Annotated in this window: 15 protein-coding genes; 12 read left to right on the top strand and 3 right to left on the bottom strand. The window is 35.2% G+C overall.

What is annotated here, in order from left to right; genetic code table 11:
- Positions 1 to 304: 304 nt before the first annotated feature.
- Genes HHU12_RS28755 through HHU12_RS28735 form a run of 5 tightly spaced genes read left to right on the top strand, consistent with a single transcriptional unit; the run spans position 305 to position 8,380 of the window.
- Entirely contained in the window at positions 305 to 1,633 is a 1,329-nt protein-coding gene (locus HHU12_RS28755; RefSeq protein WP_169660189.1) for a TolC family protein, read from the top strand.
- Between the two features lie 24 nt (positions 1,634 to 1,657).
- A complete protein-coding gene (locus tag HHU12_RS28750) occupies positions 1,658 to 2,911 on the top strand; it encodes an efflux RND transporter periplasmic adaptor subunit (protein WP_169660188.1) in 1,254 nt (417 codons plus the stop codon).
- 33 nt (positions 2,912 to 2,944) lie between these two features.
- Positions 2,945 to 3,634: an ABC transporter ATP-binding protein gene (locus HHU12_RS28745; protein WP_169660187.1), complete on the top strand. Its 690-nt coding sequence runs from the start codon at positions 2,945 to 2,947 to the stop codon at positions 3,632 to 3,634.
- A gap of 16 nt (positions 3,635 to 3,650) precedes the next feature.
- Positions 3,651 to 6,008: an ABC transporter permease gene (locus HHU12_RS28740; protein ID WP_169660186.1), complete on the top strand. Its 2,358-nt coding sequence runs from the start codon at positions 3,651 to 3,653 to the stop codon at positions 6,006 to 6,008.
- Positions 6,009 to 6,022: 14 nt separating this feature from the next.
- A complete protein-coding gene (locus tag HHU12_RS28735) occupies positions 6,023 to 8,380 on the top strand; it encodes an ABC transporter permease (protein ID WP_169660185.1) in 2,358 nt (785 codons plus the stop codon).
- A 94-nt stretch (positions 8,381 to 8,474) separates the two neighbouring features.
- Here the strand turns inward: HHU12_RS28735 and HHU12_RS28730 are convergent, their stop codons facing one another.
- The 3 genes from HHU12_RS28730 to recA form a co-directional block, all read right to left on the bottom strand.
- Positions 8,475 to 8,924, bottom strand: a complete 450-nt coding sequence (locus tag HHU12_RS28730; RefSeq protein ID WP_169660184.1) for a hypothetical protein — start codon at positions 8,922 to 8,924, stop codon at positions 8,475 to 8,477.
- A 252-nt stretch (positions 8,925 to 9,176) separates the two neighbouring features.
- Positions 9,177 to 10,358 carry a hypothetical protein gene (locus tag HHU12_RS28725; RefSeq protein ID WP_169660183.1) on the bottom strand — a complete coding sequence of 394 codons (1,182 nt, stop codon included), beginning with the start codon at positions 10,356 to 10,358 and terminating at the stop codon, positions 9,177 to 9,179.
- 216 nt (positions 10,359 to 10,574) lie between these two features.
- The gene (recA, locus tag HHU12_RS28720; RefSeq protein ID WP_062619457.1) at positions 10,575 to 11,636 is read right to left on the bottom strand and encodes a recombinase RecA; all 1,062 of its coding nucleotides are present in this window, start codon (positions 11,634 to 11,636) and stop codon (positions 10,575 to 10,577) included.
- A gap of 637 nt (positions 11,637 to 12,273) precedes the next feature.
- Between recA and HHU12_RS28715 the strand changes: the two genes are divergently transcribed.
- From HHU12_RS28715 to HHU12_RS28685, 7 genes are all read left to right on the top strand, one after another.
- On the top strand, positions 12,274 to 13,659 hold the full coding sequence (locus HHU12_RS28715; RefSeq protein WP_169660182.1) for a pyridoxal-phosphate dependent enzyme: 1,386 nt from the start codon (positions 12,274 to 12,276) through the stop codon (positions 13,657 to 13,659).
- 843 nt (positions 13,660 to 14,502) lie between these two features.
- Entirely contained in the window at positions 14,503 to 17,124 is a 2,622-nt protein-coding gene (locus tag HHU12_RS28710) for a TonB-dependent receptor (protein ID WP_205960016.1), read from the top strand.
- Positions 17,124 to 17,888, top strand: a complete 765-nt coding sequence (locus HHU12_RS28705) for a hypothetical protein (protein ID WP_169660180.1) — start codon at positions 17,124 to 17,126, stop codon at positions 17,886 to 17,888. The genes HHU12_RS28710 and HHU12_RS28705 overlap by 1 nt, the downstream gene beginning before the upstream one ends.
- Before the next feature lie 251 nt (positions 17,889 to 18,139).
- On the top strand, positions 18,140 to 19,252 hold the full coding sequence (locus HHU12_RS28700) for a hypothetical protein (RefSeq protein WP_169660179.1): 1,113 nt from the start codon (positions 18,140 to 18,142) through the stop codon (positions 19,250 to 19,252).
- Positions 19,249 to 20,379 (top strand): hypothetical protein, encoded by a 1,131-nt coding sequence (locus tag HHU12_RS28695; RefSeq protein ID WP_205960015.1) that lies wholly within the window; start codon positions 19,249 to 19,251, stop codon positions 20,377 to 20,379. Before HHU12_RS28700 ends, HHU12_RS28695 begins: the two co-directional genes overlap by 4 nt.
- A gap of 51 nt (positions 20,380 to 20,430) precedes the next feature.
- Positions 20,431 to 22,800 carry a TonB-dependent receptor gene (locus HHU12_RS28690; protein WP_169660177.1) on the top strand — a complete coding sequence of 790 codons (2,370 nt, stop codon included), beginning with the start codon at positions 20,431 to 20,433 and terminating at the stop codon, positions 22,798 to 22,800.
- 103 nt (positions 22,801 to 22,903) lie between these two features.
- Positions 22,904 to 23,278 carry a hypothetical protein gene (locus tag HHU12_RS28685; RefSeq protein ID WP_169660176.1) on the top strand — a complete coding sequence of 125 codons (375 nt, stop codon included), beginning with the start codon at positions 22,904 to 22,906 and terminating at the stop codon, positions 23,276 to 23,278.
- Positions 23,279 to 23,472 lie beyond the last annotated feature (194 nt).

The raw sequence follows: 23,472 nt of genomic DNA, 5'->3' as shown, positions 1-23,472 counted from the left end.
AACTCCTCGAAAATCCAAAATATTATTCTGAGGAGTTTTATTTCCTTTTGACAATGCTAAGTTAGTACGCTAGCGCTTAACACTTGAAACATGGAGTATAACACCTGATGTAGGGACGTTTTAGTAAAACGTCCAAGCGAAACACAAGAAATTAAATTAAGCTGTCAAATTATTTTACCTCACTCTGTATAAAAATTTTACACTTCAAGAATCTAAAACCAACACAAACCACTAACTATCAACTATTTAAATACTTTAGTCCATTTTTTCGATACTAATTGGCATACAACAAAAGACAATTAGCATGAAAAAATTGATCTACATATATCTTCTCCTAATTATCCCTTTATCTGTAAAGGCAAATGATTCGTTGACACTCAAAGAATGCATACAATACGCTATTGAAAATAACCTATCGATCTATCAAGAATCCTTAAAAGTCAATCAAGCTTCATTAGGTGTAAAGCAAGCAAAATGGCAATATGCTCCTTCAATTGGTGGTAGTATTAATGGTACTTTCAATGCAGGTCGATCAATTGACCCTCGTACAAATGCTTATATCGATCATCAGTTTTTTAATAATACTTCTGACTTGAGTTTGAATTGGACTTTGTTTCAAGGTTTCAAAAAGAAATATCAATTGAAGTTTGAAGAATACCAACTTCAGGCGTCTCAATACCAAATGCAGAATACAAAAGAGCAATTGGTGTTTGAAGTGATTCAAGCTTTTTATGATGTGGAGTACAACTTTGAATTATTAGAGATCACGAAAGCTCAAATTGAATTATCTGAGAAGATTGTAGACAGAGCGGTTTCTCAACAAGAATTGGGTTTGAAAGCTTCTGCTGATGTAGCTGAAATGAAAGCTCAATTGGAAAAAGAAAGATTATTGTCTTTACAGGCTCAAAATAAAATGATGGAAGCAAAAGCAAGATTGGTCAATATCATGAACTACAATGCTCCATTAAATGCTTTATCTCTTCAATTCGAACAGCCTTCTATTTTGGCTAAAGATTTTGGTACAGAGGAATCCATCTACACCACATTTTCTAATCATTCAGCCTTACTAAAAACACATTTTCTTACGCTTCAAAGTAGTCATCAGAATCTTAAAAGCGAGAAAGCAAGTTACCTTCCTGATCTCGGATTATACGCTTCTATCAATACTGGATATTTTCAAACCAATATTGATGAAAGTGGTCAGGTAATTCCTTTTAGAAGTCAATGGCAAAACAATATGAATCAGACCGTAGGGGTACGATTATACATTCCCATTTTTCATCAAAATACCCAACGTTTAGCAGTGCAAAGAGCGAAAATTCAAGTCGCTGAATCAGATGCTTTATTAAAACAACAACAGCAAGAATTGAGAAGAACTGTTGGGAATGATTACAGAGAGTGGAAGGCATTTCAAAAGGAAATAGAGCAGGGAAAGAAAGTGATCAAAGCCAATGATATGGCGTATGAAATAGCACTTCAAAAATATGAAGAAGGCCTGATCGATATTGTCACATTACTTACTGTAAAACAAAAGCTGGGACAGGCGGAAGTAGATCTTCTGCTTTCTGAATTGAACTACTTATTGAAAGAAAAATTACTGCTGTTTTATCAAGGCAATCAATTCTGGATTTAGAAATTATCAAAAAAAAAGACACAAATGGACACTATTATAAAAAAGAAGAAATCGACCTTCCATAAATACATAGGATATATTTCAACAGGTATTTTTATCCTTACTATTATCCTCTATGGAATCAATGCATTTAATGCTCCATCTGAAATCAGTATTTCAAAAAATAAGCTTCAAATCGCTGAAGTTGAAAAGGGATTATTTCATGATTATATCAATATCAAAGGGAAAATTCAACCACACCAAACCATTTATTTGGATGCTGTAGAAAGGGGAAGAGTGAAAGCATTGGTAGCTGAGAAAGGAAGTTTTGTGCAGGAAGGTGAAGTGATTATTGAATTGGAAAATAATGAGCTTTACCAACAGATTTTGAACAGTGAAGTGGCATTGGCGGAAAAGGAAAACTATCTGAGAAATACAAAAATCAACTTCCGTAATGATGTGATTCAATCGCAGAAAAATCTAGTGGAAAGTGAGTATCAATTAAAACGTGCGGAAAGAAATTATAATCAACAAAAGCGTTTGCTAGAAAAAAGATTAAGTCCTGAGGAAGAGTTTTTGAAAGCGAAAGAGGATTATTTGTATCAAAAGGAAATGTTGAAAATAAATAAGCTGAAAGCGGAAAATGATGCCCTTCTTCAAGAAACGACAATGCAGACGTTGGAGGAAGATTTAGTGAAAATGAGAGCGACTTTAAAACTGGTACAAAGCCGTTTGGATCATTTGAAGGTAAAAGCACCAAGTTCTGCACACCTTGGAAATATTGAAGCGGAAATCGGGCAATCCATTCAACAAGGGCAACATTTGGGAATTTTGTATGATCTGTCGGATGTGAAAATTATCGCTGAAATAGATGAACGCTATATCACTAAAGTCAAAAAAGGATTGAAGGCTTCGTATCAATTCCAAAATCAAAATTATGATTTGGTACTCCAAAGAATTTACCCTGAAGTAAAGGAAAGCCTTTTTAAAGTAGAGTTGATTTTTGAAAAGGAAAAACCCGAAAACCTTCACTCTGGACAAACCACAAATGCTCGATTAAGTCTTGGAAATCCCAAGAAATCACTCCTTCTCAATAAAGGTAATTTCTATTCTGAAACTGCCGGACAATGGGTATATGTATTGAGTGAAGATGGTAAAACGGCACAAAAAAGAAAGATCAAAATCGGCGATCAAAACATTCAAAAATACGAAATACTCGAGGGTCTGAAAGCAGGTGAAAAAGTAGTCATTTCTCAGTATAACTTACTAGGTGATTATGATCAGATAGTTTTTGAGTAAAAAAATATAAATTCAAATTATAAATCTTATACAATGATCAAATTAGAAAATATCAACAAGTACTTCGAAACGGAAGAAGTACAAACTCAAGCTTTAAATAATATCAATCTTGAAGTTCAAGAAGGAGAATTTATTGCTATTATGGGTCCTTCGGGATGCGGTAAATCTACTCTTCTAAATGTTATTGGCTTATTAGAAAGTCCTTCTTCTGGTAATTATAAACTGGATGGAGAAGAAGTAGCCAACTTCAAAGAGTCACAAAGAACCAACCTTAGAAAAGGAAATATTGGGTTCGTATTTCAAAACTTCCACTTGATCAATCAGCTTACGGTGGCTGAAAATATCGCCCTGCCTTTGGCGTATTTGGATTTGAGTAAAAGCGAGCGAAAAAAGAGAATTGAGGAAGTATTGGACCGTTTGAAAATCAGTCATAGAAGAGGGCATTATCCACAACAGCTTTCGGGTGGCCAACAACAACGTGTGGGTATTTGCAGAGCGGTAGTTTCCAATCCTAAATTGATTTTAGCCGATGAACCAACAGGTAATTTGGATTCCAAAAACGGTAAAGAAGTGATGGAATTACTCACCGAACTCAACAAACAAGGAACGACAATTGTAATGGTAACGCACTCTCAAAGAGATGCAAATTATGCACATAGAGTGATCTCTCTTTTGGATGGTGAGATCGTTACGGAGGTAGAAAATGATATTGAGTTGTTCTAACTAAAGCTAAATAACCATGTATAAGATTTATTTTAATTTAGCGGTTAGAAACCTGATCAAGAACTACCAAAATACCCTTATCAATCTGTTGGGATTAAGTCTTGGGTTGGCAAGTGCTCTGTTTATCTTTTTGTTCTTTCATCTAGAAACCAATTTTGATAATTTCTATAAAGACGACATTTATAGAATTACACATAAAAGGTTTATTTACGGAGATGTTGATCAAACCGCACAAGCGTTTTATCCGGAAGGAGGAACCTTTTTAGAAAAGATTGAAAACATCAATGAGATGTTCTTGGTCAGCAACCCAAATCCATCGCCTATTTATATTCTTAATCAACGTTATGCAGATATAAGAATGGCTGTAGGTAGTGCTAATTATTTTTCTTTCTTCGGAATTGAACTGCTTAGTGGTGATGCGGAAAAAGTACTTCGAGCCAACAACAGTGCAGTAATTACAGCATCGATGGCAGAGAAGATATTTGGCAAGGCTGACCCTATTGGTCAGGAAATAGAATTGTACGGAACGAAGTTGTTTATAGAAGGTATTATTCCCGATCGACCTGTCAATTCCCATTTACAATTTGATGTTTTATTTCCTGAAAAATGGGTCTCTGAACAAAATGGTGCTTATCTGGGTTGGAATGGAGGTTGGAACTTTAATGTCTACATCAAATTACTTCATGAAGACCAAAAAGAGGCAACTATTACTGCTATGAATAAGATATTGAATGAAGTATATCCCGATGATGATTTTTCTATTGAGGCATCACTTCAGACTATAGATTCTATTCACCTCAACAAAGGTCTCAGTTACGATACCGGCAACCCGAGAAGTAATGAAAGTCTATGGATTATCATTGCCGCCGGATGTATTATTTTGTCGTTAGCATTATTGAATTTCGTGGTATTGTATACTGCCCAAAAAGATGAAGAAATCCACTCGCTAACACTAATGAAAATTTACGGCGCCCATCATCGTGACTTGTGGATTTCAACTTGTATGGAGGTCTTTCTGATGGTGGGTATCGCAATTCTTGTTTCAATTTTCACATTAAATATAGCTTTACCTTTCTTAAATGATCAGTTAGTCACAAGGGTATTCTTAAGTAATTATATTCCATATATTCTAGGGTTTTATGCCATCATCGGAGTTGTATTGACCATGGTCTTAAGCAGTCTTTCTTTGAGAGGGATCAAGAGATCTTCTTTGTCCAAAAGCTTGAATGGGCAGACTAGTATTTATGCTTCAAAAGGATGGAGTGAAAAAGCATTATTGGTCTTTCAATTTTCTACCGTCTTTGTTTTATCATGTGTTGGAATCACGGTTTACCAACAACATTATCATCTTATTCACAAAGACCTTGGTTTCCAACATCAAAATGTATTTACGCTTGATCTTTCAACAGTAATGCCTTTAGAATCACAAAAGAGTTTCAAAGAAAAGATCCTTAAGAAACCTGGCATCGAAACGGTCAGTATGTCTTCTCAAATGATCGGTGTTGGGTTGACCAAAAATGGATACTCGATTGGTGAAAGTGAAAAATCAGAAATCATTAATGCTTTATACGTCAGCAATGACTTTTTAGAATGCTTTGATATTTCTCTTTTAGAAGGTGAAAATCTTCACACTAATAAAACCATCAGCGACCGTCAAATATTGGTCAATGAAGCCTTTAAAAAGTTAGAAGGATGGAACGGATTGGGTACAATAGTACATCGTGGCGATAGAGATTATGAAGTAGTAGGCGTAATACCATCTATCAGTTTTAATTCATTGGCTTACCAAAGTGGTCCATTGGTGATTGGTACCTCAGCGAGGATAGATGGATGGAATTTTGATTATATCAACATTAAAACCTCTGCCAAAAATCCTTATCAATTGGCGAATGAAGTCTTGGATGAATTCCAAAAAGACTATCCTGATATTCGTGCTTTTATCTCCTTCTATAATGATGAGATCGCATACAACTACAATTACATCAAAAGTCAGCAACAAGCAAGTTTCTTTTTTGGATGTATAGCCATATTGATTGCCATTTCTGGACTATGGGGAATCACTAGATTCTCGGTATTAAAACGTACCAAAGAGATGAGTATCCGAAGAGTCAATGGTGCCTCAAGATTAGATATTCTAAAACTATTCAATAGAGATTATTTACAGTGGATATCCCTATCGTTCCTTCTTGCCATGCCTATAGCCAATTACTTTGGCAATGATTGGCTGTCTTCATTCCCAGACCGTATCGGCATTGAATATATTTCATGGGTAATGATGGGCATAGTCGTGGCCATCATATCCATCATCACTATTACAATGATCTGCTGGAAGATTGTGAATATGAATCCATCTAAAGTCCTTCGAGACTTATAACAACAGCAAACAAGATGTATAGAATCTATTTCAAATTAGCTTTTCAGAACTTACTGAAAAACTATCAAAATACTACAATCAACCTACTTGGGCTCACTTTGGGTCTAAGTAGTGCTTTATTTATTTTTCTATTTTACCTATCTGAAAGCAGTTATGATAGTTTTTATGAAAAGGATATTTATAGAACCAACTATGAGTTTTCCACACCAAGTGGAAATTTAAATATGGCAAGAGCTTTTTTTATTCATGGTCAAGCAATGAAAGAAAAGATTGACAACGTAAATGATTATGCTATTATCGAAATTCCTTACAGAAATGATATACTCATCAACAAGCAGAAAGTAGGCATTTTTAATATCAGTGCTGTAGAAAATAACTTCCTCCATTTTTTTGATGTAGAATTGATAATTGGAGATAAGGAAACTGTACTAAATAATCAAGATGATGTCCTAATTTCTGAATCATTTGCCAACACTTTCTTTAAAGATGAAAGCCCCTTGAATAAAGAAATTGAGATTCCTGGTTCTACTCGAAAAATAAAGGGAGTATTTAAAGACCTTCCAAGTAACAGCAGTCTACAGTATGATATTTTATGTTCGTTGGAACGCTATAAAGTCAATAATGAAAACGTTAATCATTGGGTAGGGTCTAATCACTTTTACCTTTATCTCACTTTTAAAAATAAGGCCGAAGTACCAAATAGTTTAGAAAAAATAAATGCACTACTAAAAAAGGAATATACTCCTCATGGTCTTGAAATGACCGCTACTTTACAACCCATAGAAGATATACATTTTCACTCGCATCATCTATTATATGACATGCCTAAACTAAGATCTTACGAAAGCTTCTTGGTTATTATTTCTATTGGCGTCATCATCCTAATATTATCTCTAGTCAACTTTGTGGTACTTTATACCGCTCAGAAAGATGAAGAAATTCAAACGCTTTCCTTAATGAAAATCTATGGAGCACATCACAAAGAAATCCTTATTTCAACCTGTATTGAAATAGGACTTTTGATTTTAATTTCTATTGGGTTTTCATTATTGCCTTTCCACTTTATACTCTCTTTTATCAATGATAAATTAAATTCTGTTGTATACTTAAAAGATTATCCTTTAGAGGTGCTATTCTTTTACCTAAGCATAGGATCAATTCTAATAGTAGTATTAAGTTATCTATCATTGAGAGGTGTAAAATCCTTTTCTCTTGCTGAAAGTTTAAGTGGGCAAACACAATTATTTTCGTCTTATCGATACGGGGATAAAATACTTTTGGTATTACAATTCTCTACCGTGTTTATTTTGCTTTCCGTCGGCTTCATTGTTCATCAGCAATACCAACATTTACTAAAAGCAGATCATGGATTTAGCTATGAAAATATTTTTGCTATCCCTATCTATGCTAGTACTGAGAAGAGAGATGCCTACAAGGAAGAAATTAAAAAAATGGTTGGAGTAAAGGATGTTACTAGTTCTATTGAATTTATTGGTATAGGTAATAATATTAGTATTGAAAGTGTTCAATTGGAAGGTTCCGAAGAGTTTTATGTCACTTCTACTTTACATGTTGATATCAATTACTTGTCATTTTTTGACATTAAATTATCTAAAGGGAAATATTTCGATTCCAATCAAAAACTGAGTTATTCTGAATGTATCATTAATAAAGAGTTTATTCAAAAGAATAATAGTACTCAATTAGGTTCTCTCATAAAATACAATGGTAAAAAATATAAGGTAGTCGGAATATTAGATAACCTTGCTATAAGAGGTTTGAAACAATTAGATGAACCTTTAATGATCGTTACTACTACAAAAGTGAGTGGTTTTTCCTATATCAATGTGAAATACGCGACCTCAAACCCATTGGAATTGGCTCAAAAAGTAAGAAATATATGGTTAGAGGATAATCCTGATTATTTTTTGACGGACGCCATATTTTATGACCAAAGCATTTTTCAAATTTATAAAGAAACAGAAGGTCAAAATCAGGTAAGTTTATTCTTTGGAGCAATCACTTTATTTATTGCTGTTAGTGGACTTTGGGGAATCACTCGTTATTCTGTTTTACAGAGAACGAAAGAGATCAGTATCCGCAGGGTAAATGGTGCTTCTGTGCAACAAGTATTATTCTTATTCAATAAAGATTACTTGCTTTGGATATTTATTTCCTTTTTTATCGCTATGCCTATTGCTCATTATTACAGCGTTGAATGGCTTTCCACTTTTCCGAATAGAATTCAAATTCAGTTTATCGATTGGTTACTGCTCGGAATAGGAGTTTGTTTGATTTCTGTGATTACAATTACTGCTATTTGTTGGAAGGTTGTAAATACAAACCCATCTGAGATTTTAAGGGATATGTAATTGTATTCTTAGACAATAAAAAAGTGTTGCCTTATTTGATCAATAGGACAACACTTTTTGAATTACCTTAATGGTAGTTTGCTTACAGCAAAGATTACTCTTTTGTAAATGATACAGTTGTATCAATACTCTGATCCAACATATCTGTTACCATAATAGGAATAGAATGTTCACCTGCCGGTAAGTTACCCAAAAGATCAGAACCTATTCTTAATGTATAATTTTCAGCACCTGCTACTTCTTCATAATCAATACCCAATGCAGTATATACAGGAAGTTGTGTCACTGTAGGAGCCTGTGCAAAATCCATTTCTCCTAATCCTGGAATTGTTACTTTAAAGCTTTTAATTTTTTTAGGTGCCCATACACCGATTGAGACAGTTGAAGCTGTCAATTCACCATCTACAATACCAGATACAGCAATCGATGGCGGTTCATCTAAACCTATATCTGATAATAAATCTTCTACTTCATCTGATGAAGAACATGAAGTGAAAGAGCCAATCAATAGTAATGCTAATAAGTATACTAAGACTTTTTTCATAATTAACTAAGTATAAAAAATGAGAATAAAATACTTATTCTCGAGTTAAAAATTGAAATTATTAAAGATTGAATCTAATACTTTAGAGGTCGATTATCAATAAAAATCACCCTTATTTTGGGTGAATTTTTAAAGAGCAAAATGATTATAATTTTATTCTAATGCTCATAACACAAAACAAATTGAACATAAAAATAGGGCTGACTTATTTAAATAAAAGTCAGCCCTAAAATTATAACTCTGATTTACAGATTATTTTGCTTCTTCAGATATTGTAGCGTAAAGGTCATCTCTTGATTCACCCATAATTGTTACTGTAGTTCCTGTTTGCTCACTTGTAGTAACAGTACCATTTGTAACATTAATCAAGTAATATGTTTTTGCACCACCGTCTGCAGTTACTTCAGTAGCAAGCACATCGTTGTATGTTCCAGATGCAGTTACAGATACACCTTCGTACTGATCAATTCCTGTACCAGCCATTACTGCTGCTGCTAATTGAGATTGAGTAGTAATACCTGTCCAATCAGCTTCTGCCAACTGAACTAGCTTGGTCGTTGATGCAGATTTTACAATTGCATTAGTAGCTGAGTTGCTTGTCCAAGTCAGGCCATATTTATCTAAACCTGTTCCATCAGCAGCACCTACTCTTTGCCAAGTAAATGCTTCAGCAGCTTTTAAGTTCAAGCTTACAGCAAGCATTGTTTCTTCACTAGCAATTCCGTTGGCATCAGTAGCAATCACTTTTAATGTATCAGAATTCACAAGCGTGTAATTATACTTACCATCTGATGCGGCAACTGTTGTACCATTGACAGTTACTGTTTCAATTGCAGTTCCTGCATTTGAAGTAGGGTTAATCGTTAATACTGTGCCATAGTCTGTAGTCAGTGTATCACCTGTGATCACACCATTACCAATTGAAAAGCCTACAGCCACTGCTTGATCAACGATTGTAATAGTTGCAGAACCTGTAGTTGACATATCTTTTTTGTCCGTCACTTTTAAGGTAATTGTCAATACACCTGCTTCATCTAATAAATTAAGAACAGTTGGGGTAATCACAAGTCTTACTTGTTTTTCACCTTCTACATCTTTGTAATCATCTGCATCAGAACTAGCAAAGATAAACTGATGAACATCAATATGATCCTGAGTATTATCTGGCTTGCCTTGTTCTGATGGATCCATTGCCAAATCTGTTGTTAATTGACCTTCATCCCATGGTAAGGTTAACAACAATGATTCAATTTTTTCATCAGCATTAACGTTCATGATCAATGAATCTGTAAACTGACCAACTACTACATCTCCTGTAGGAACACCAGACACATCAATTGTTGGAGTACTAGCAGCCGGATCTTCATCGTCTGAACATGAGGTCATAAACCCTAAGAATAGCAGGGCTAAGAAATAGATTAGATTTTTTCTCATAAGAAATTAAGTATTTGAGTTTTTAGAATACTTTAAGGTGTGAATTAACAAAAAAAAGACCGCATTATTTAATTTTTCTTAAAACGTATGATTCAAAATTAATTTTTCACTTACGAATTATATTTTTTATAAAAAAAATACCCTACGCAATGTTAACTGCATAGGGTATAGTACAATATGTTAGGCTTCACAAAGAAATAAATTCCTTTTTTAGCCCTATTTTTTCTCTTCTGCTGCAGGAGCTGGAGCTGCCTCTTCTTCTGCTGGAGCTTGACCAAATACTTGTACTTTGATCTTCTCTTCTAATTCTTCCATTAGTTCAGGATTATTTTTGATCAACTCTTTTACAGTTTCTCTACCTTGACCTAATTTAGAACCGCTGTATGAGAACCATGAACCTGCTTTGTTCACGATTTCAAACTCAACAGCCATATCTAATACCTCACCTGCACGAGAGATACCTTCACCATAAAGGATATCAAACTCAGTTTGTTTGAAAGGAGGCGCTACTTTGTTCTTTTGTACTTTCACTCTTGTACGGTTACCTGTTACGTTGTCAGCAGATTCTTTGATCGCACCGATACGACGGATATCCAAACGTACAGAAGCATAATATTTCAAGGCGTTACCACCTGTTGTTGTTTCAGGGTTACCGAACATTACACCAATTTTCTCACGTAACTGGTTAATGAAGATGGCCGAACAGTTTGTTTTACTGATAGCACCAGTGATTTTACGAAGTGCTTGAGACATCAAACGAGCGTGAAGACCCATTTTACTGTCACCCATATCACCTTCTAATTCCGCTTTTGGTACTAAGGCTGCAACTGAATCGACTACCATTACATCAATAGCACCTGAACGTACTAATTGTTCTGCAATTTCTAATGCTTGTTCACCATGGTCAGGCTGTGCTACAAGAAGACGCTCCATGTCGATGCCTAATTTCTCAGCATAGATTTTATCGAAAGCGTGTTCCGCATCGATAAAGGCCGCCATACCACCTTGCTTTTGAGCTTCTGCAATGATGTGTAATGTAAGTGTTGTTTTACCAGAAGATTCAGGACCGTAAATCTCAATGATACGACCTTTTGGTACACCACCTACACCCAACGCCAAGTCAAGACCTAATGAACCTGTAGAGATAACCGGTACATCTACAACATTGTCATCTGTCATTTTCATTACAGCTCCTTTACCGAACTGCTTTTCCAACTTAGCAATAGTAGTTTCTAGTGCTTTTAATTTTTCTGTGTTTTGACCTTTATCCGCAGCCATGATGATTATAATTTAAATGTGTGTAAGTTCTTTTCAATGATCAACAGTAGAAACCTTTTCTGCTTATTGATACTACAAATCTAGGGGGGTAGAACGTAACATAAATACGTACTTCTAAAAAATGTCAGTTTTTTTCAACATTTTCTTAAATATTCATCAAATGTTTCATTTTTAAAACTATTATAGATAAATATTTAAACAAAGATAAAATTTAGTTTTTACAAAAACTACTAAAGATCAATATATTATCATTAATTTGATATTTAATTAATCAATGATATTAAAATGATCATTTCATATAACATAATGATCAAGAATTAATCTACAATGCAGTTTTACTACCTATTTTCCATTCTGTTCTGCATTGCAGAAAAAGTAAACCAGAACGGTAAACCTTTATCAGAATGATAAGTACTAAGCCAAGAATTAATTATCATTAATTTTTGGCTTAGTACTTAAATTTTAAAAAAACACGTTCTAAATCAGCGGATTTGTGGAATAAATAATTGTTTCAAACAGGCACTTATGTAACTTTGAAGAAATTTGTAGCATTGTACAGCACAAGTACCAAGGTAAATGCAATCGGAGTTTTTACCTTTTCTTTTTAATCCTAGTACTTAAAAAGGCAGATACACACATGAGTAAGACACAAAATGACCTTATTTCTCTTATTGGAAATACGCCTCTCGTAAAGGTTAGAAATATAGATACAGGCAACTGTGAGCTTTATTTAAAATTAGAAAATCAAAATCCTGGTGGATCAATCAAGGACAGAATTGCTTTGAGTATGATTGAGAATGCTGAAAAAGCAGGAAAAATCAAGCCGGGTGATACTTTAATTGAAGCTACAGCTGGAAATACAGGTTTAGGTTTAGCTTTGATTGCTATTCTTAAAGGATATAAATTGATATTGGTGATGCCTGACAAAATGAGTAAAGAAAAAGTAGCTCATTTGAAGGCAATGGGAGTAGAGGTACTTCAAACTAGATCAGATGTTGGTAAAGGGCATCCTGAATACTACCAAGATATGGCAAATCGCTTATCGGAAGAAAAGGGATACTATTATATAGATCAATTCTCAAATCCTGACAACTCGTTGGCCCATGAGTTGACAACAGGTCCTGAGATTTTATCACAAATGAACGGCGATGTAGACGCTGTAGTAGCAGGTGTTGGTTCTTCGGGGACAATTTCTGGTATGGCCGCTTTCTTCAAAAAAGCAAATCCATCTACGGAGCTAGTATTAGCAGATCCTGAAGGGTCTATCTTGAAGGACTACATTGATAAAGGAGAATACGGTGAAGCAGGTTCTTGGTATGTAGAAGGAATCGGTGAGGATTTTATTCCTGAAATTGCTGACTTCTCTTTAACAAAGAAGGCCTATTCTATTTCTGATAAAGACAGCTTCAATACGGCTCGTGAGGTATTACTGAAAGAAGGTATCCTTGCAGGTTCTTCATCAGGTACATTGATTGCGGCTGCTTTGGAATATTGCCGTGAGCAAACTGAACCAAAACGTGTAGTGACATTCGTTTGCGACAGTGGTAACAAATACTTCTCTAAGTTATTCAATGATAACTGGATGAAAGAGAAAGGATTTATTGAAAAAGAAACCTTCGGTGACCTTCGTGATTTGATCTCTAATTATTATGAGAAAGGTGAGGTAGTCACTGCAAGCATTGAAGATACTTTATTGGATGCTTACAAAAAGATGAAAATGTACGATATCTCTCAGCTTCCAATTATGGACGGAGACGAGATATTAGGTATCATTGATGAATCAGATATTTTATTCAGCGTTTATGATGATGAGTCTGCTTTTGAGCGTTTCGTAGCTGAATACATGACAAGTAACCTTGTAGTGATAGAATCTTCTGACAGTATTGATAGATTAATGGAGATCTTCAGAGATGGCATGGTGGCGATTTTAGTCAACGAAGGTAAGTTTGTAGGTCTGATCACGAAGATTGATGTCTTGAATCACTTGAGACAGCAAACTGCTACTGATAAAGGTAAAGGTTGATTTAAGAGAGTTAAGAATGAAGAATGAAAAATGGCATTCGCTCTTAATTTCTAAAATATATCCATAAGGGGTGAGAAGTAATTTAAATGTTGCTTTTCACCCCTTTTTTTTGGTATCCTGTAGGGATGTTGCATTGCAACGTCCGCTGAACCACAATACGAACTATTTTCATCATTCAAAATGTCTTCACACCATATCGCAAGTGTTAAGCCGAGAGGCGCCACTTGTGATAATACTTTGGCTAAGTCTCCCGACTTAGAAATAAATAAAAATGTGGGTTTTATATTCGAAGTCAGGAGACTTCACCAATATTCAGTTCCAAGTGACGCTCGCGCTTAACACTTGAAACATGGTAGTATCCCCTGCCCATGACTTCAGTCTTGGTGCACGACATTTTGCCTATTTTCGACCTACACTTAACATCTATCACAAGAAATTTAGAAGCTGACTCTTAACAATTACAAACAACAAAGTATACGCTCCAAATCACCAAAAACCATGTTACAAGATCGTTCACATTGGTTTCATAATGTAGTAATAGAATGTCTTTGTTTAGGAAATATAAAAACAATCGAAGTGGAGCATTCAGTTTTTTGTTATGAGCATTAAAAAAGAATAGACATTCATTCTCCAATAATAGACTAGTTTCAAATATCCAATAAGTAACATTTCTGTAATATAAATCCTCATTAATTATTCACAGCCTGGTAATATTACTCCACCTACTTTTGCCCCCATAACTTTCAATTAGTATTATCTATTATCATAACTAAAACCAGAATGAAACATTATCTCTACCTTATTTTAACTGGGATATGTATTTCCTTATTCTCATCAAATAGTATGGGTCAAACTACAGACCTGTACGGAAAAATTTTAGGCCCTTCGGGCGATCCCCTTCCCTATGCTCAAGTAAACGTATTGGAAACCACTTATGCTAGTATTACAGATATGGATGGTAATTTCCATATCAATAGCATTCCTTCAGGTAGCTACCAAATCAGTGCAACTTATCTTGGTTATAATGCCGATGTTATCAATATCGTACTTGAAGATGGAAAGCCTTTTAAATTGAATATCACCATGAATGCTGATGTGACTGAACTGGATGGTGTGACGGTTTATGGTGAATTTACGAAAGGACAAGCGAAATCGTTGAACGAGCAGAAGAATGCTGTGAGTATTAAAAATATCGTTTCTTCAGAACAGTTCTCGACAATGCCGGATAGAAATGGTGCAGAAGCATTACAGCGTATTCCGGGTATCTCCATTGTAAGAAACAGAGGAGAAGGTCAGAATATTCAAATCCGTGGTATGGCTTCTGAATACAACCAAGTGCAGATGAACGGAACGCCAATGCCTGGTGGTGAAGATAGTCGTGGTGCTGCACTTGATTTTATGTCGGCTGATATCATGGAATCTATTGAAATCAAGAAAACATTGACTCCAGATATGGATGGCGGTGCTATTGGTGGTGCGGTCAACTTTACTTTGAAAGATGCTCCTTCTGAGTTTACATTGAGAGCGATTACTTCTGGAGGTAAAAACTTCCACGCAGATCCATTTAATGATGGTTGGGGATTAGGACAGCAAAACCACAGTTTATATGTAGGTAACCGTTTCTTCAAAGACAAACTTGGTGTGTATGCTACAGGTAGTTATTACTTGACGAATAGAGGTACAGTCTTACAAGAATATACATTAAACGACGATGATCAACTAACGAGAAAAAGATGGAATGATTATGATGTGAGACGTGAACGTTATGGTTACAACGTAGGTATGGATTATAAATTCGATGACAATAATATCATTAGAGCTTCCTACAACTCTAACTTTTTTAATGATGACAGAAGAAGGGGTAGAACAAACTTCAATTACAAATATGATCTAGAAACTCCAGATGCTCCAGTAGCTTCTTTTACAGAAGACAGAGAAACACAAACTAGAGCCAAAAGAACAATGACTGATATGTTTGGTGTAGGCGGTGAACACCGTTTCAAGAGCGGTTTGAAATTAGATTATAAAGCGACGAGAATCAAAACTGTTATTGATGAGCCTGACGGAACGCAGTATTACTTCAGCAGAACGTTAGGAACACATCACTTTGACAATATGAGTCCTTGGGATTTGGATGGAACAATGGCTTTGGAACCTGACAATATGTTGGAAATGAATAAGCCAGTGCGTATTGATACGAAAGAAAACACAGAATTGGATCACTCTTTCACGATCAATGCTTCACAACCTTTCCGTTTCTTGGGAGAAACTTCTACCATTTCTGCAGGTTATAAATTATGGCATAAAGACAAAGTCAATAACGCTAGAAGAGCGACGATGGACAACCTTGAGCCGATCTACCTTGCTCCTGGACAATTCTACAGAAGAGATCTTCGTTTTACGGATGCTGAATTTGGTGACTTACCGCTTGGCAGTCCTCAAGAAAACTATGAAGTCAAAAATCAAAACTATCAAGCAGATGAGATTATCAACTCCGGTTACTTGATGGGAGACATTCAATGGACTTCGAAATTTAATACGCTGATTGGTGCTCGTATTGAAGCCACAAGAAACAGTTATGAATTCCATGAATATGATGAAAACACGGGTGATTATGTAAGAACACTTTCTGATAATTCTTCTTATATCAATGTATTGCCATCCATCAATGCGGTGTATCGATTCAATGAGAAAAACATGTTGAAAGCGGCGGTAGCACAAGGTTTAAGTAGACCTTCATTTACTTCACTTATTCCAAGAGAAGTGATTGATGATGAAAACTTCACAAAGCGTTTATCAAACCCTGATCTTCAGCCAGCCATCTCTACCAACTTTGATTTGATTTTTGAAAGATACACTGACAATATGGGTTATTTCACTTTTGGTGTGTTTGCAAAATTCTTAGAAAATCAGATTTATACTTCTAAAAACTTTGTGGAAGAAAACGGTCAGATTTGGGAAATCACAAGACCTGAAAACGGTGAAAGCTCACATTTATATGGTTTCGAGGTAGCGTACAGCAAAAACTTAAGAGACTTGAATGTACCGATGTTGAAGTGGATCAACTTAATGGCCAACTATACTTATACATTGTCTGAGCAAGAATTAGAAGACGGTAGAAAAGTAGTGATGGGTAACAGCCCAAGAGATATGGCTAACTTTATTTTGACTTACGACAACCCTAAAAACGGTCTTATGATTGCAATTGCGGGTAACTACAGAGGTCCATTATTAATTGATGTGGCAGACAGACAAGATAGAGATGTTTACTTCACTTCTCAGTTCCATTTAGACATTTCAGCAAGTTATAAAGTAAACAATCAGTTCAGCGTTTTCACGCAGATGAACAACTTAACGAATCAAATGGAAATTGAAACCTATGGCAACCCTGCCTATGAACACTTGTTGCATCAAACAGAGCAATATGGTCCGACTGTTACAGTAGGTTTAAAGTTTGAGTTATAATGAAAAGATATTATATATTTTTCTTCTTGTGCATTGCCTACTTGAGTGTCAAAGCACAAGAAGAAGTAAAAAGATATAAAGCACCACATGCCCGTCAAGCAGTGGCCGCTACGGAAGAATTCTTCTTTGTGGTAGATAACAACACTATCGTTAAAAGAACTATTTCTGGTGGAGAAGAAGTGAAAAGATGGCAGGATGATCGCCTGAAGCATTTGAACAGTGCCTACATCCAAAACGATACGCTTTTCTGCGCTCATTCCAATTACCCTGAAATCCCAATGCATTCTTCCATTGAAATGTGGGATATCAACACACTGGAACATATTGGGAACCACAGTTTCGGTATTGATATCGGATCTTGCACATGGATTGTGCAGCAGAAAAACCACTGGTACGTGATGTTTGTGCATTATGCCAATGAAGGAAAAATGCAGAAAAACCGTGATGTTTCTTGGTCACAGCTTATCAAATATGATTTGAACTGGAACAGAAAAGAAGCATGGGTACTGCCGAAAGCATTAATTGAAAAAGTATCTCCTTACAGCATATCAGGGGGCGTACTTCTAGAAGATGATACGATCCTTTGTACACATCATCACTTCAATGAATTATATACCTTAAAGTTCCCAACGATGGGGTCAACTTTAATTTGGGAAACAACAACTCCTTCACCTGTAAGAGGGCAAGGGATTGCTATTGATCCTGAAGGAAACCTTTGGGGTATTGATAAGAAAAGCAGGGAAGTAATCAGAGTGAATAAGTAAGGTTTACTTTTCCTAAAAAGACAACTGGTTTAGTATATTTGCATAAGGATGGGGAGTGATTTTCAGATTACTTCTCATCCTTTTTATTTTTTCCATGTACTTACAGAGGAAATGAATTGGACTTTTAATCATAAAAATCACTAAAAACAAAAACATCTAATCTGCATAATATCGTATAAATTTATAACTTACGAAGCGTAAATCTTCAAAAACTAAACATTAGGTACTTACTTAAAGCAACAATACCAAAAATGGAAACTAGACAAGATATTCAATATCAGCCACTGCATCCACAAGTTCAATTTTATGAAGAACAAAACGAGATCGGCTTTTCATGTGAAGCGGACTACTCCAGACCGTTGACACTTCTCTTTTTAGGAATTCTTTGGGAAGCTTGCGGTATCATATTTTTCATCTTTGTATCTACAGTACTTTTAGGTAAACTCAATCCATTTATAGTACTGATTCCCCCTAATATTATACTTCTTATCATTTGGTATAATTATGTTCGAAAGGCCCCTCATAAGGATATTATTATTGATCATTCTGAAATGAAATGCCATTCGTACTTCAACTTTCCTTTTAAAATAAGCCTGCATTATTACTCTATCAAGGTATCGAGTATAAAGCAGTTGTATATCAAAAAATTCGAAGGTAGATATCAGCTTTATTTTATAGATGAAAAAATGAAGAAACGGATATTGATCAGCAAAAGACACAATATTCCTTATAAAATACTGGAACAAATGGAAAGTATGATTGAGGATTTCCTGGGTATTATTGATCAGAAAATTCCTGGTGAGCACGAGTTTAAATCTTATGAAAAAGTGGCCACTAAAAAGCCTTTTAATGTAGATCATCAAATGGCCGTCAATAGTAAAACACTTTCTATTAATAATTCCCTTTTTGAATTGAATGCTGGGGCGTTTTTCAACTATAGAACAGAAAACTTTCTAGTGACTAGATTGGCTGTTTTTCAGAAAAGTAAATCTACTGCCATAAAGCAATTGCACTGCAGATCTATGGTCAATGAAAACCTCATTATCTGTATTTACAATGAAGATGAAGAGGGGCTTTATATTGCCAAGGAGATCAACTTGCATTTGGCTATCAATGCTATTATTCATAAAGAAAAGCCGGTTACTATTGATGATAAAGAACTGAACTTCGTGGAAAAAGTGGCGGTAAAAAAGCACTATGAGAATAATAATATTTCACCGATCAAAGAGGTGCAGTTATTTTATTTTCAGTCCGAAGATGCCAATACCTTATTAAGAGTGGAAGTGTTTGACAGTGACGTGGTTCAAGCCTTTTTACTTAAAAAAGAAAATCTCTCATCATTCAATAACTTCATGGCCGTATGAAAATGAAAGAACCTCAATTCCGATATAGAAATACAAGCGGTTTGGTCATCGATATCCATTATGATAAACCTGCAAAAAAAATAAATCGTGCCTTTAATTCAGTCATCGCCTCAACGGCTTTGATCTCTTTAATAACGACTGCTGGGCAAAGTCTATTATTACTCTCAGTTAAGGTATTATTCTGGAGTTTTTTAAAACAGCTGTTTATCTATTTTATCAACAAAAACACCAAAATGACAATTGCGGTGCAAGACGATACATTAAGTGTTTTTACAACTCCTTTTTCTTCGTTTTTCAGCAATGAGAATATTGATATCAAAGATATAGAGAACTTCAGCATCATAGATCATAACATCAATGGTAATAAAATATATGATTTGATGTACACCAATAAAAATCATAAAAGTGCGGTGTTGCTCAGTTCCTATGATAACATAAATGCGACTGGAAAAAACTTTTCTTTAAAAGCCCTTCAAGAAATCAAAAAGGAACTGGACATTAGTACTGCCATTAAAAATGAAAACCCTCAAATAGCTGCAGCCTCAAAAGGAAAGGTCAAATCAAAAAATATTCTCCCCAATTTCTCTCAATTGCCACTGCATATGAGGGATTTTAATCAGGATACACTAAGTCAATCAATCTATCAATTACAAGAAGGAGACTCTTTTGATTATAATACCATAAGCTTCAAAGTATCAGAAACGGTACAGTACGAAGAGGAAAGCGGTATCAGTTACCGTTCTATTTCTGGTGATGCTAATGGTCATAAAACCATACTCTTTGTGGCCAATGATGAACTGAATGAGCTTTTTATGATCAAGGAAATTGATAAAGAAGCTATAGATTATAGAGTGCTCTACAAAGTCAATTACCTCTCCAAAACACTGCATCTTTCAAGGCTAAGAAATGTTACGAAGTTTGAGGTCATTTCAAATGAAATCCATTCAGAAATAATGAGACTGATGTTTTATTTTGATGAGGAAACAAATGATGTATTGATCCTGGAGACAAAATATGGTGAAGTTGTCAAAGGGTATATTGGAGTGGTGAAAAAGCATAAGGTTATTCAGAATATTATCAGTAAAAAAGAAAAAGTTATTCAACCGAATAGGGGTATTCAGGTATAAGCGGGTCATGAACATGAAAACGACATTTCATGTTCATCAAACTTATAATTAATGAAACATCTAACGCTGATTTTTTTATCAATACTTTTAAGCCAATTTGCCTTTTCACAGACTTATTCTTTACAAGGAAAAGTCATCGATAAAGTAACGCAACAACCTATTATTGGAGCTTCCATTCAGATCGAAAATTCAAATCCTGTTATTGGAACTACAGCTGATGCAGATGGAAAATTTCGTCTTCAAGGTATCAAAATGGGACGTTATACTTTGCTTGTACAGTCTATGGGGTATAAAAATATCCGCAAGACAGAAGTGTTAGTGACAGGTGAAGGTCAAAATAATGTGGTGTTAGAAATGGAAGAGAGTGTGACTACTTTGGATGATATTACAATCTCAGCCACTACAGATAAAGATGCTTCTAATATCATGTCAGTAGTAAGTAACCGTTCTTTTTCCATTGAAGAGTCTGGGCGTTTTGCTGGAGGAATGAGTGATCCATCGAGAGTAGCTTACAACTTTGCGGGGGTTACTTTTTCAGCCCCTCAAGATAATGGCGTAGTGATTAGAGGTAATTCACCCACTTCAGTTTTATGGAGAGTGAATGATATTGATGTTTCAGGTGCCGCTCACTTTGGCGGTGGAAACTTGGCAGGGGCAGGGCTGATTTCTATTTATAGTGCCAATGTATTGAGAAGTACAGACTTCTTTACGAGTGCTTTTCCTTCAGAATATTCCAACACGACTTCAGGTGTATTTGATATCAATTTCAGAAAAGGAGACAGTGAAAAACACCATCATTCAGTTCAGTTAGGTATTCTTGGAGCTGATTTCGCTTCCGAAGGTCCAATCAATAAAGAGAAAGGTTCTTCTTATTTGGTCAACTACAGACATGGTTTTATTGGGTATATCGGAAAGCTTTCAGGTGGTACAGCTCCCAACTTCCAAGACTTGTCTTTCAACCTTTCTTTTCCTTCCAAAAAATACGGTAATCTGACGATTTGGGGTATGGGTGGATTGAGTGATATTGAAACACCTTTCAAAAAATATGTTCATGAAGTGGATGATGAGGACCCTACGGATATCAAATTAAAATACAGAGAATATGATAATGATTTTCTAGATAAAGATATTGATTTCGGGATGGGTGCTATTGGTGTAAATCATCAGATACCGGTAGGAAATCATAGCGTTTTATCGACAAGCCTTGGGGCCACCACCAATCTTTATAAAAACGATACAAGGTACTTCCAACAGGATGCTGATACCTTAAATTCAGGAACACTTCATCCACATGAAAGACAACAGAACATTGAAAGTAAATATTCTTTTGCAAATACGCTCACTACTACAATTTCTCCTAAACTGATCAATAAGTCTGGTATCAGAGCAGATTTGATTACTTCCAATGGTTATGCTCAAAAAGTAGATACGCTAATGGGAACACTTCAGTCAAGATACAACGGCAATCTTCAAGCCTATAACTTAAATGCTTTTACGCAGTTCAAATATCAGGTCCTTCATAACTTCAGTGTGAATGCAGGTGTTTCAGTAACGAAATTTGAATTAGTAGATGAAGTTGCTGTAGAACCTCGTCTTGGAATGCAGTATACTCCATTAAAAAATGTGACGTTAGGTGTTGCTTATGGTAGACACAGTAAAAGAGAAGAATTGAAGGTTTATTCTTTTATCAATCCTGAATTACAAAAAGTCAATGATTTGAAATTATCGAAGTCAGATCATTATGTGGGTAGTTTGAAAATCAACCTTTCTTCTAATGTACGTTTGACAACGGAAGTTTATTATCAGGAATTATTCGACGTTCCAGTAATGCAAGGTACTGCATATTCTTTTGCAAACTATACCACACTTTGGGAAGCCAATGCACCTATTGTCAATACGGGAACTGGTGTGAATAAAGGGATTGATATTACACTAGAACGCTCCATGGTCAATGGCTTCTATTATATGCTTTCGGGATCGATTTATGATTCAAAATATACAGATGATTTGGGTGTAACCCGAAATACATTATTCAACAGAAACTTTATGGCTACCATTACTGCCGGAAAAGAATTTGTGGTGAAGGGTAAAAACTTATTAGGCGTCAATATTAATGCAACTTACTTGGGTGGTACTCCTTTGACACCTTATGATGAAAAAGCATCGCATGAACAGCAAAAAGTAGTCTATAAAGAGGGCGAGCTATATTCTATAAAAGGAAACCCTGAAGTGTGGATGAACTTTGGTGTCACTTATAAAATTCCGAAGAAGAAAAGTGTGAGAACTTGGGGATTAGATATGCAAAATGCACTATTGACCACTCAAATGAGAGGTTATAAATACAATCATCGCTTAAAAACAATTGATGAAGATCACGTCTTCTTTATCATGCCGAATCTTTACTATAAAATCAGTTTTTAGAGCATGCTTCAAACATGATCTTAAGGAAATGATAAACAACTGTTTGATCTAACTGTTATACCTGAAACCAAAAGGTATAGCAATGAAAAAACGAATGATTCACATGATAGGCATAACACTTTTGTTTTTATCATGTGAAACTCCCACTAAAATCAAAAAAGAGCATCAAACTCCAGCTCCCTTTGAAAAAATTCAAGGTGAGTATATTTTAGATTCCACAAGGTTTACTCAAATACTAAAAACAGATGTAATCCCTGATCATACTAGCGGGAATGTAAAAATTGAAAATGACTCCATATTTCTCACCTTCCTTTATTCTAGTTTAGAAAGTGAAATCAGAGCCAAATTGGTGATGGAAAAAGATAGTATTACGGTAAATGAAAGTGGGGTCACCAAAGCATTTTTGGTACATCGGAAACAAAGGATTTATTATGTTTCTTTAGATCGAAAGGCGTTTATTCCATTTAAAAAACTATAGAACTGGTTCAAGTCTTAAGCTGAAAGCGTGACTTGGACCTATTACTGTAAAAAGTCTGTAGACTTTTAGGTTCATAAAATCCTTCCTATAAGTCTACAGACTTATTACAAAAATAAGCACAAGTGACGAACTGTGTTTAAAAGCAAATTTATTTCATAATTCAACCAAATTTTATTTTGGTTTTGTTTTTTGTA

This window comes from Flammeovirga aprica JL-4 (assembly GCF_012844305.1).
GTDB classification, from domain to species: domain Bacteria; phylum Bacteroidota; class Bacteroidia; order Cytophagales; family Flammeovirgaceae; genus Flammeovirga; species Flammeovirga aprica.
The sequence above is the reverse complement of the archived record's forward strand: the minus strand, read 5'-3'. Positions and strand labels throughout refer to the sequence as shown.

Excerpts from the sequence above, each read along its gene's own strand:
- recA (WP_062619457.1), bottom strand. The coding sequence starts at position 11,636 with ATGGCTGCGGATAAAGGTCAAAACACAGAAAAATTAAAAGCACTAGAA.
- HHU12_RS28750 (WP_169660188.1), top strand. The coding sequence starts at position 1,658 with ATGGACACTATTATAAAAAAGAAGAAATCGACCTTCCATAAATACATA.
- HHU12_RS28715 (WP_169660182.1), top strand. The coding sequence starts at position 12,274 with ATGAGTAAGACACAAAATGACCTTATTTCTCTTATTGGAAATACGCCT.
- HHU12_RS28740 (WP_169660186.1), top strand. The coding sequence starts at position 3,651 with ATGTATAAGATTTATTTTAATTTAGCGGTTAGAAACCTGATCAAGAAC.
- HHU12_RS28685 (WP_169660176.1), top strand. The coding sequence starts at position 22,904 with ATGATAGGCATAACACTTTTGTTTTTATCATGTGAAACTCCCACTAAA.
- HHU12_RS28690 (WP_169660177.1), top strand. The coding sequence starts at position 20,431 with ATGAAACATCTAACGCTGATTTTTTTATCAATACTTTTAAGCCAATTT.
- HHU12_RS28735 (WP_169660185.1), top strand. The coding sequence starts at position 6,023 with ATGTATAGAATCTATTTCAAATTAGCTTTTCAGAACTTACTGAAAAAC.
- HHU12_RS28710 (WP_205960016.1), top strand. The coding sequence starts at position 14,503 with ATGGGTCAAACTACAGACCTGTACGGAAAAATTTTAGGCCCTTCGGGC.
- HHU12_RS28730 (WP_169660184.1), bottom strand. The coding sequence starts at position 8,924 with ATGAAAAAAGTCTTAGTATACTTATTAGCATTACTATTGATTGGCTCT.
- HHU12_RS28700 (WP_169660179.1), top strand. The coding sequence starts at position 18,140 with ATGGAAACTAGACAAGATATTCAATATCAGCCACTGCATCCACAAGTT.
- HHU12_RS28695 (WP_205960015.1), top strand. The coding sequence starts at position 19,249 with ATGAAAATGAAAGAACCTCAATTCCGATATAGAAATACAAGCGGTTTG.
- HHU12_RS28755 (WP_169660189.1), top strand. The coding sequence starts at position 305 with ATGAAAAAATTGATCTACATATATCTTCTCCTAATTATCCCTTTATCT.
- HHU12_RS28745 (WP_169660187.1), top strand. The coding sequence starts at position 2,945 with ATGATCAAATTAGAAAATATCAACAAGTACTTCGAAACGGAAGAAGTA.
- HHU12_RS28725 (WP_169660183.1), bottom strand. The coding sequence starts at position 10,358 with ATGAGAAAAAATCTAATCTATTTCTTAGCCCTGCTATTCTTAGGGTTT.
- HHU12_RS28705 (WP_169660180.1), top strand. The coding sequence starts at position 17,124 with ATGAAAAGATATTATATATTTTTCTTCTTGTGCATTGCCTACTTGAGT.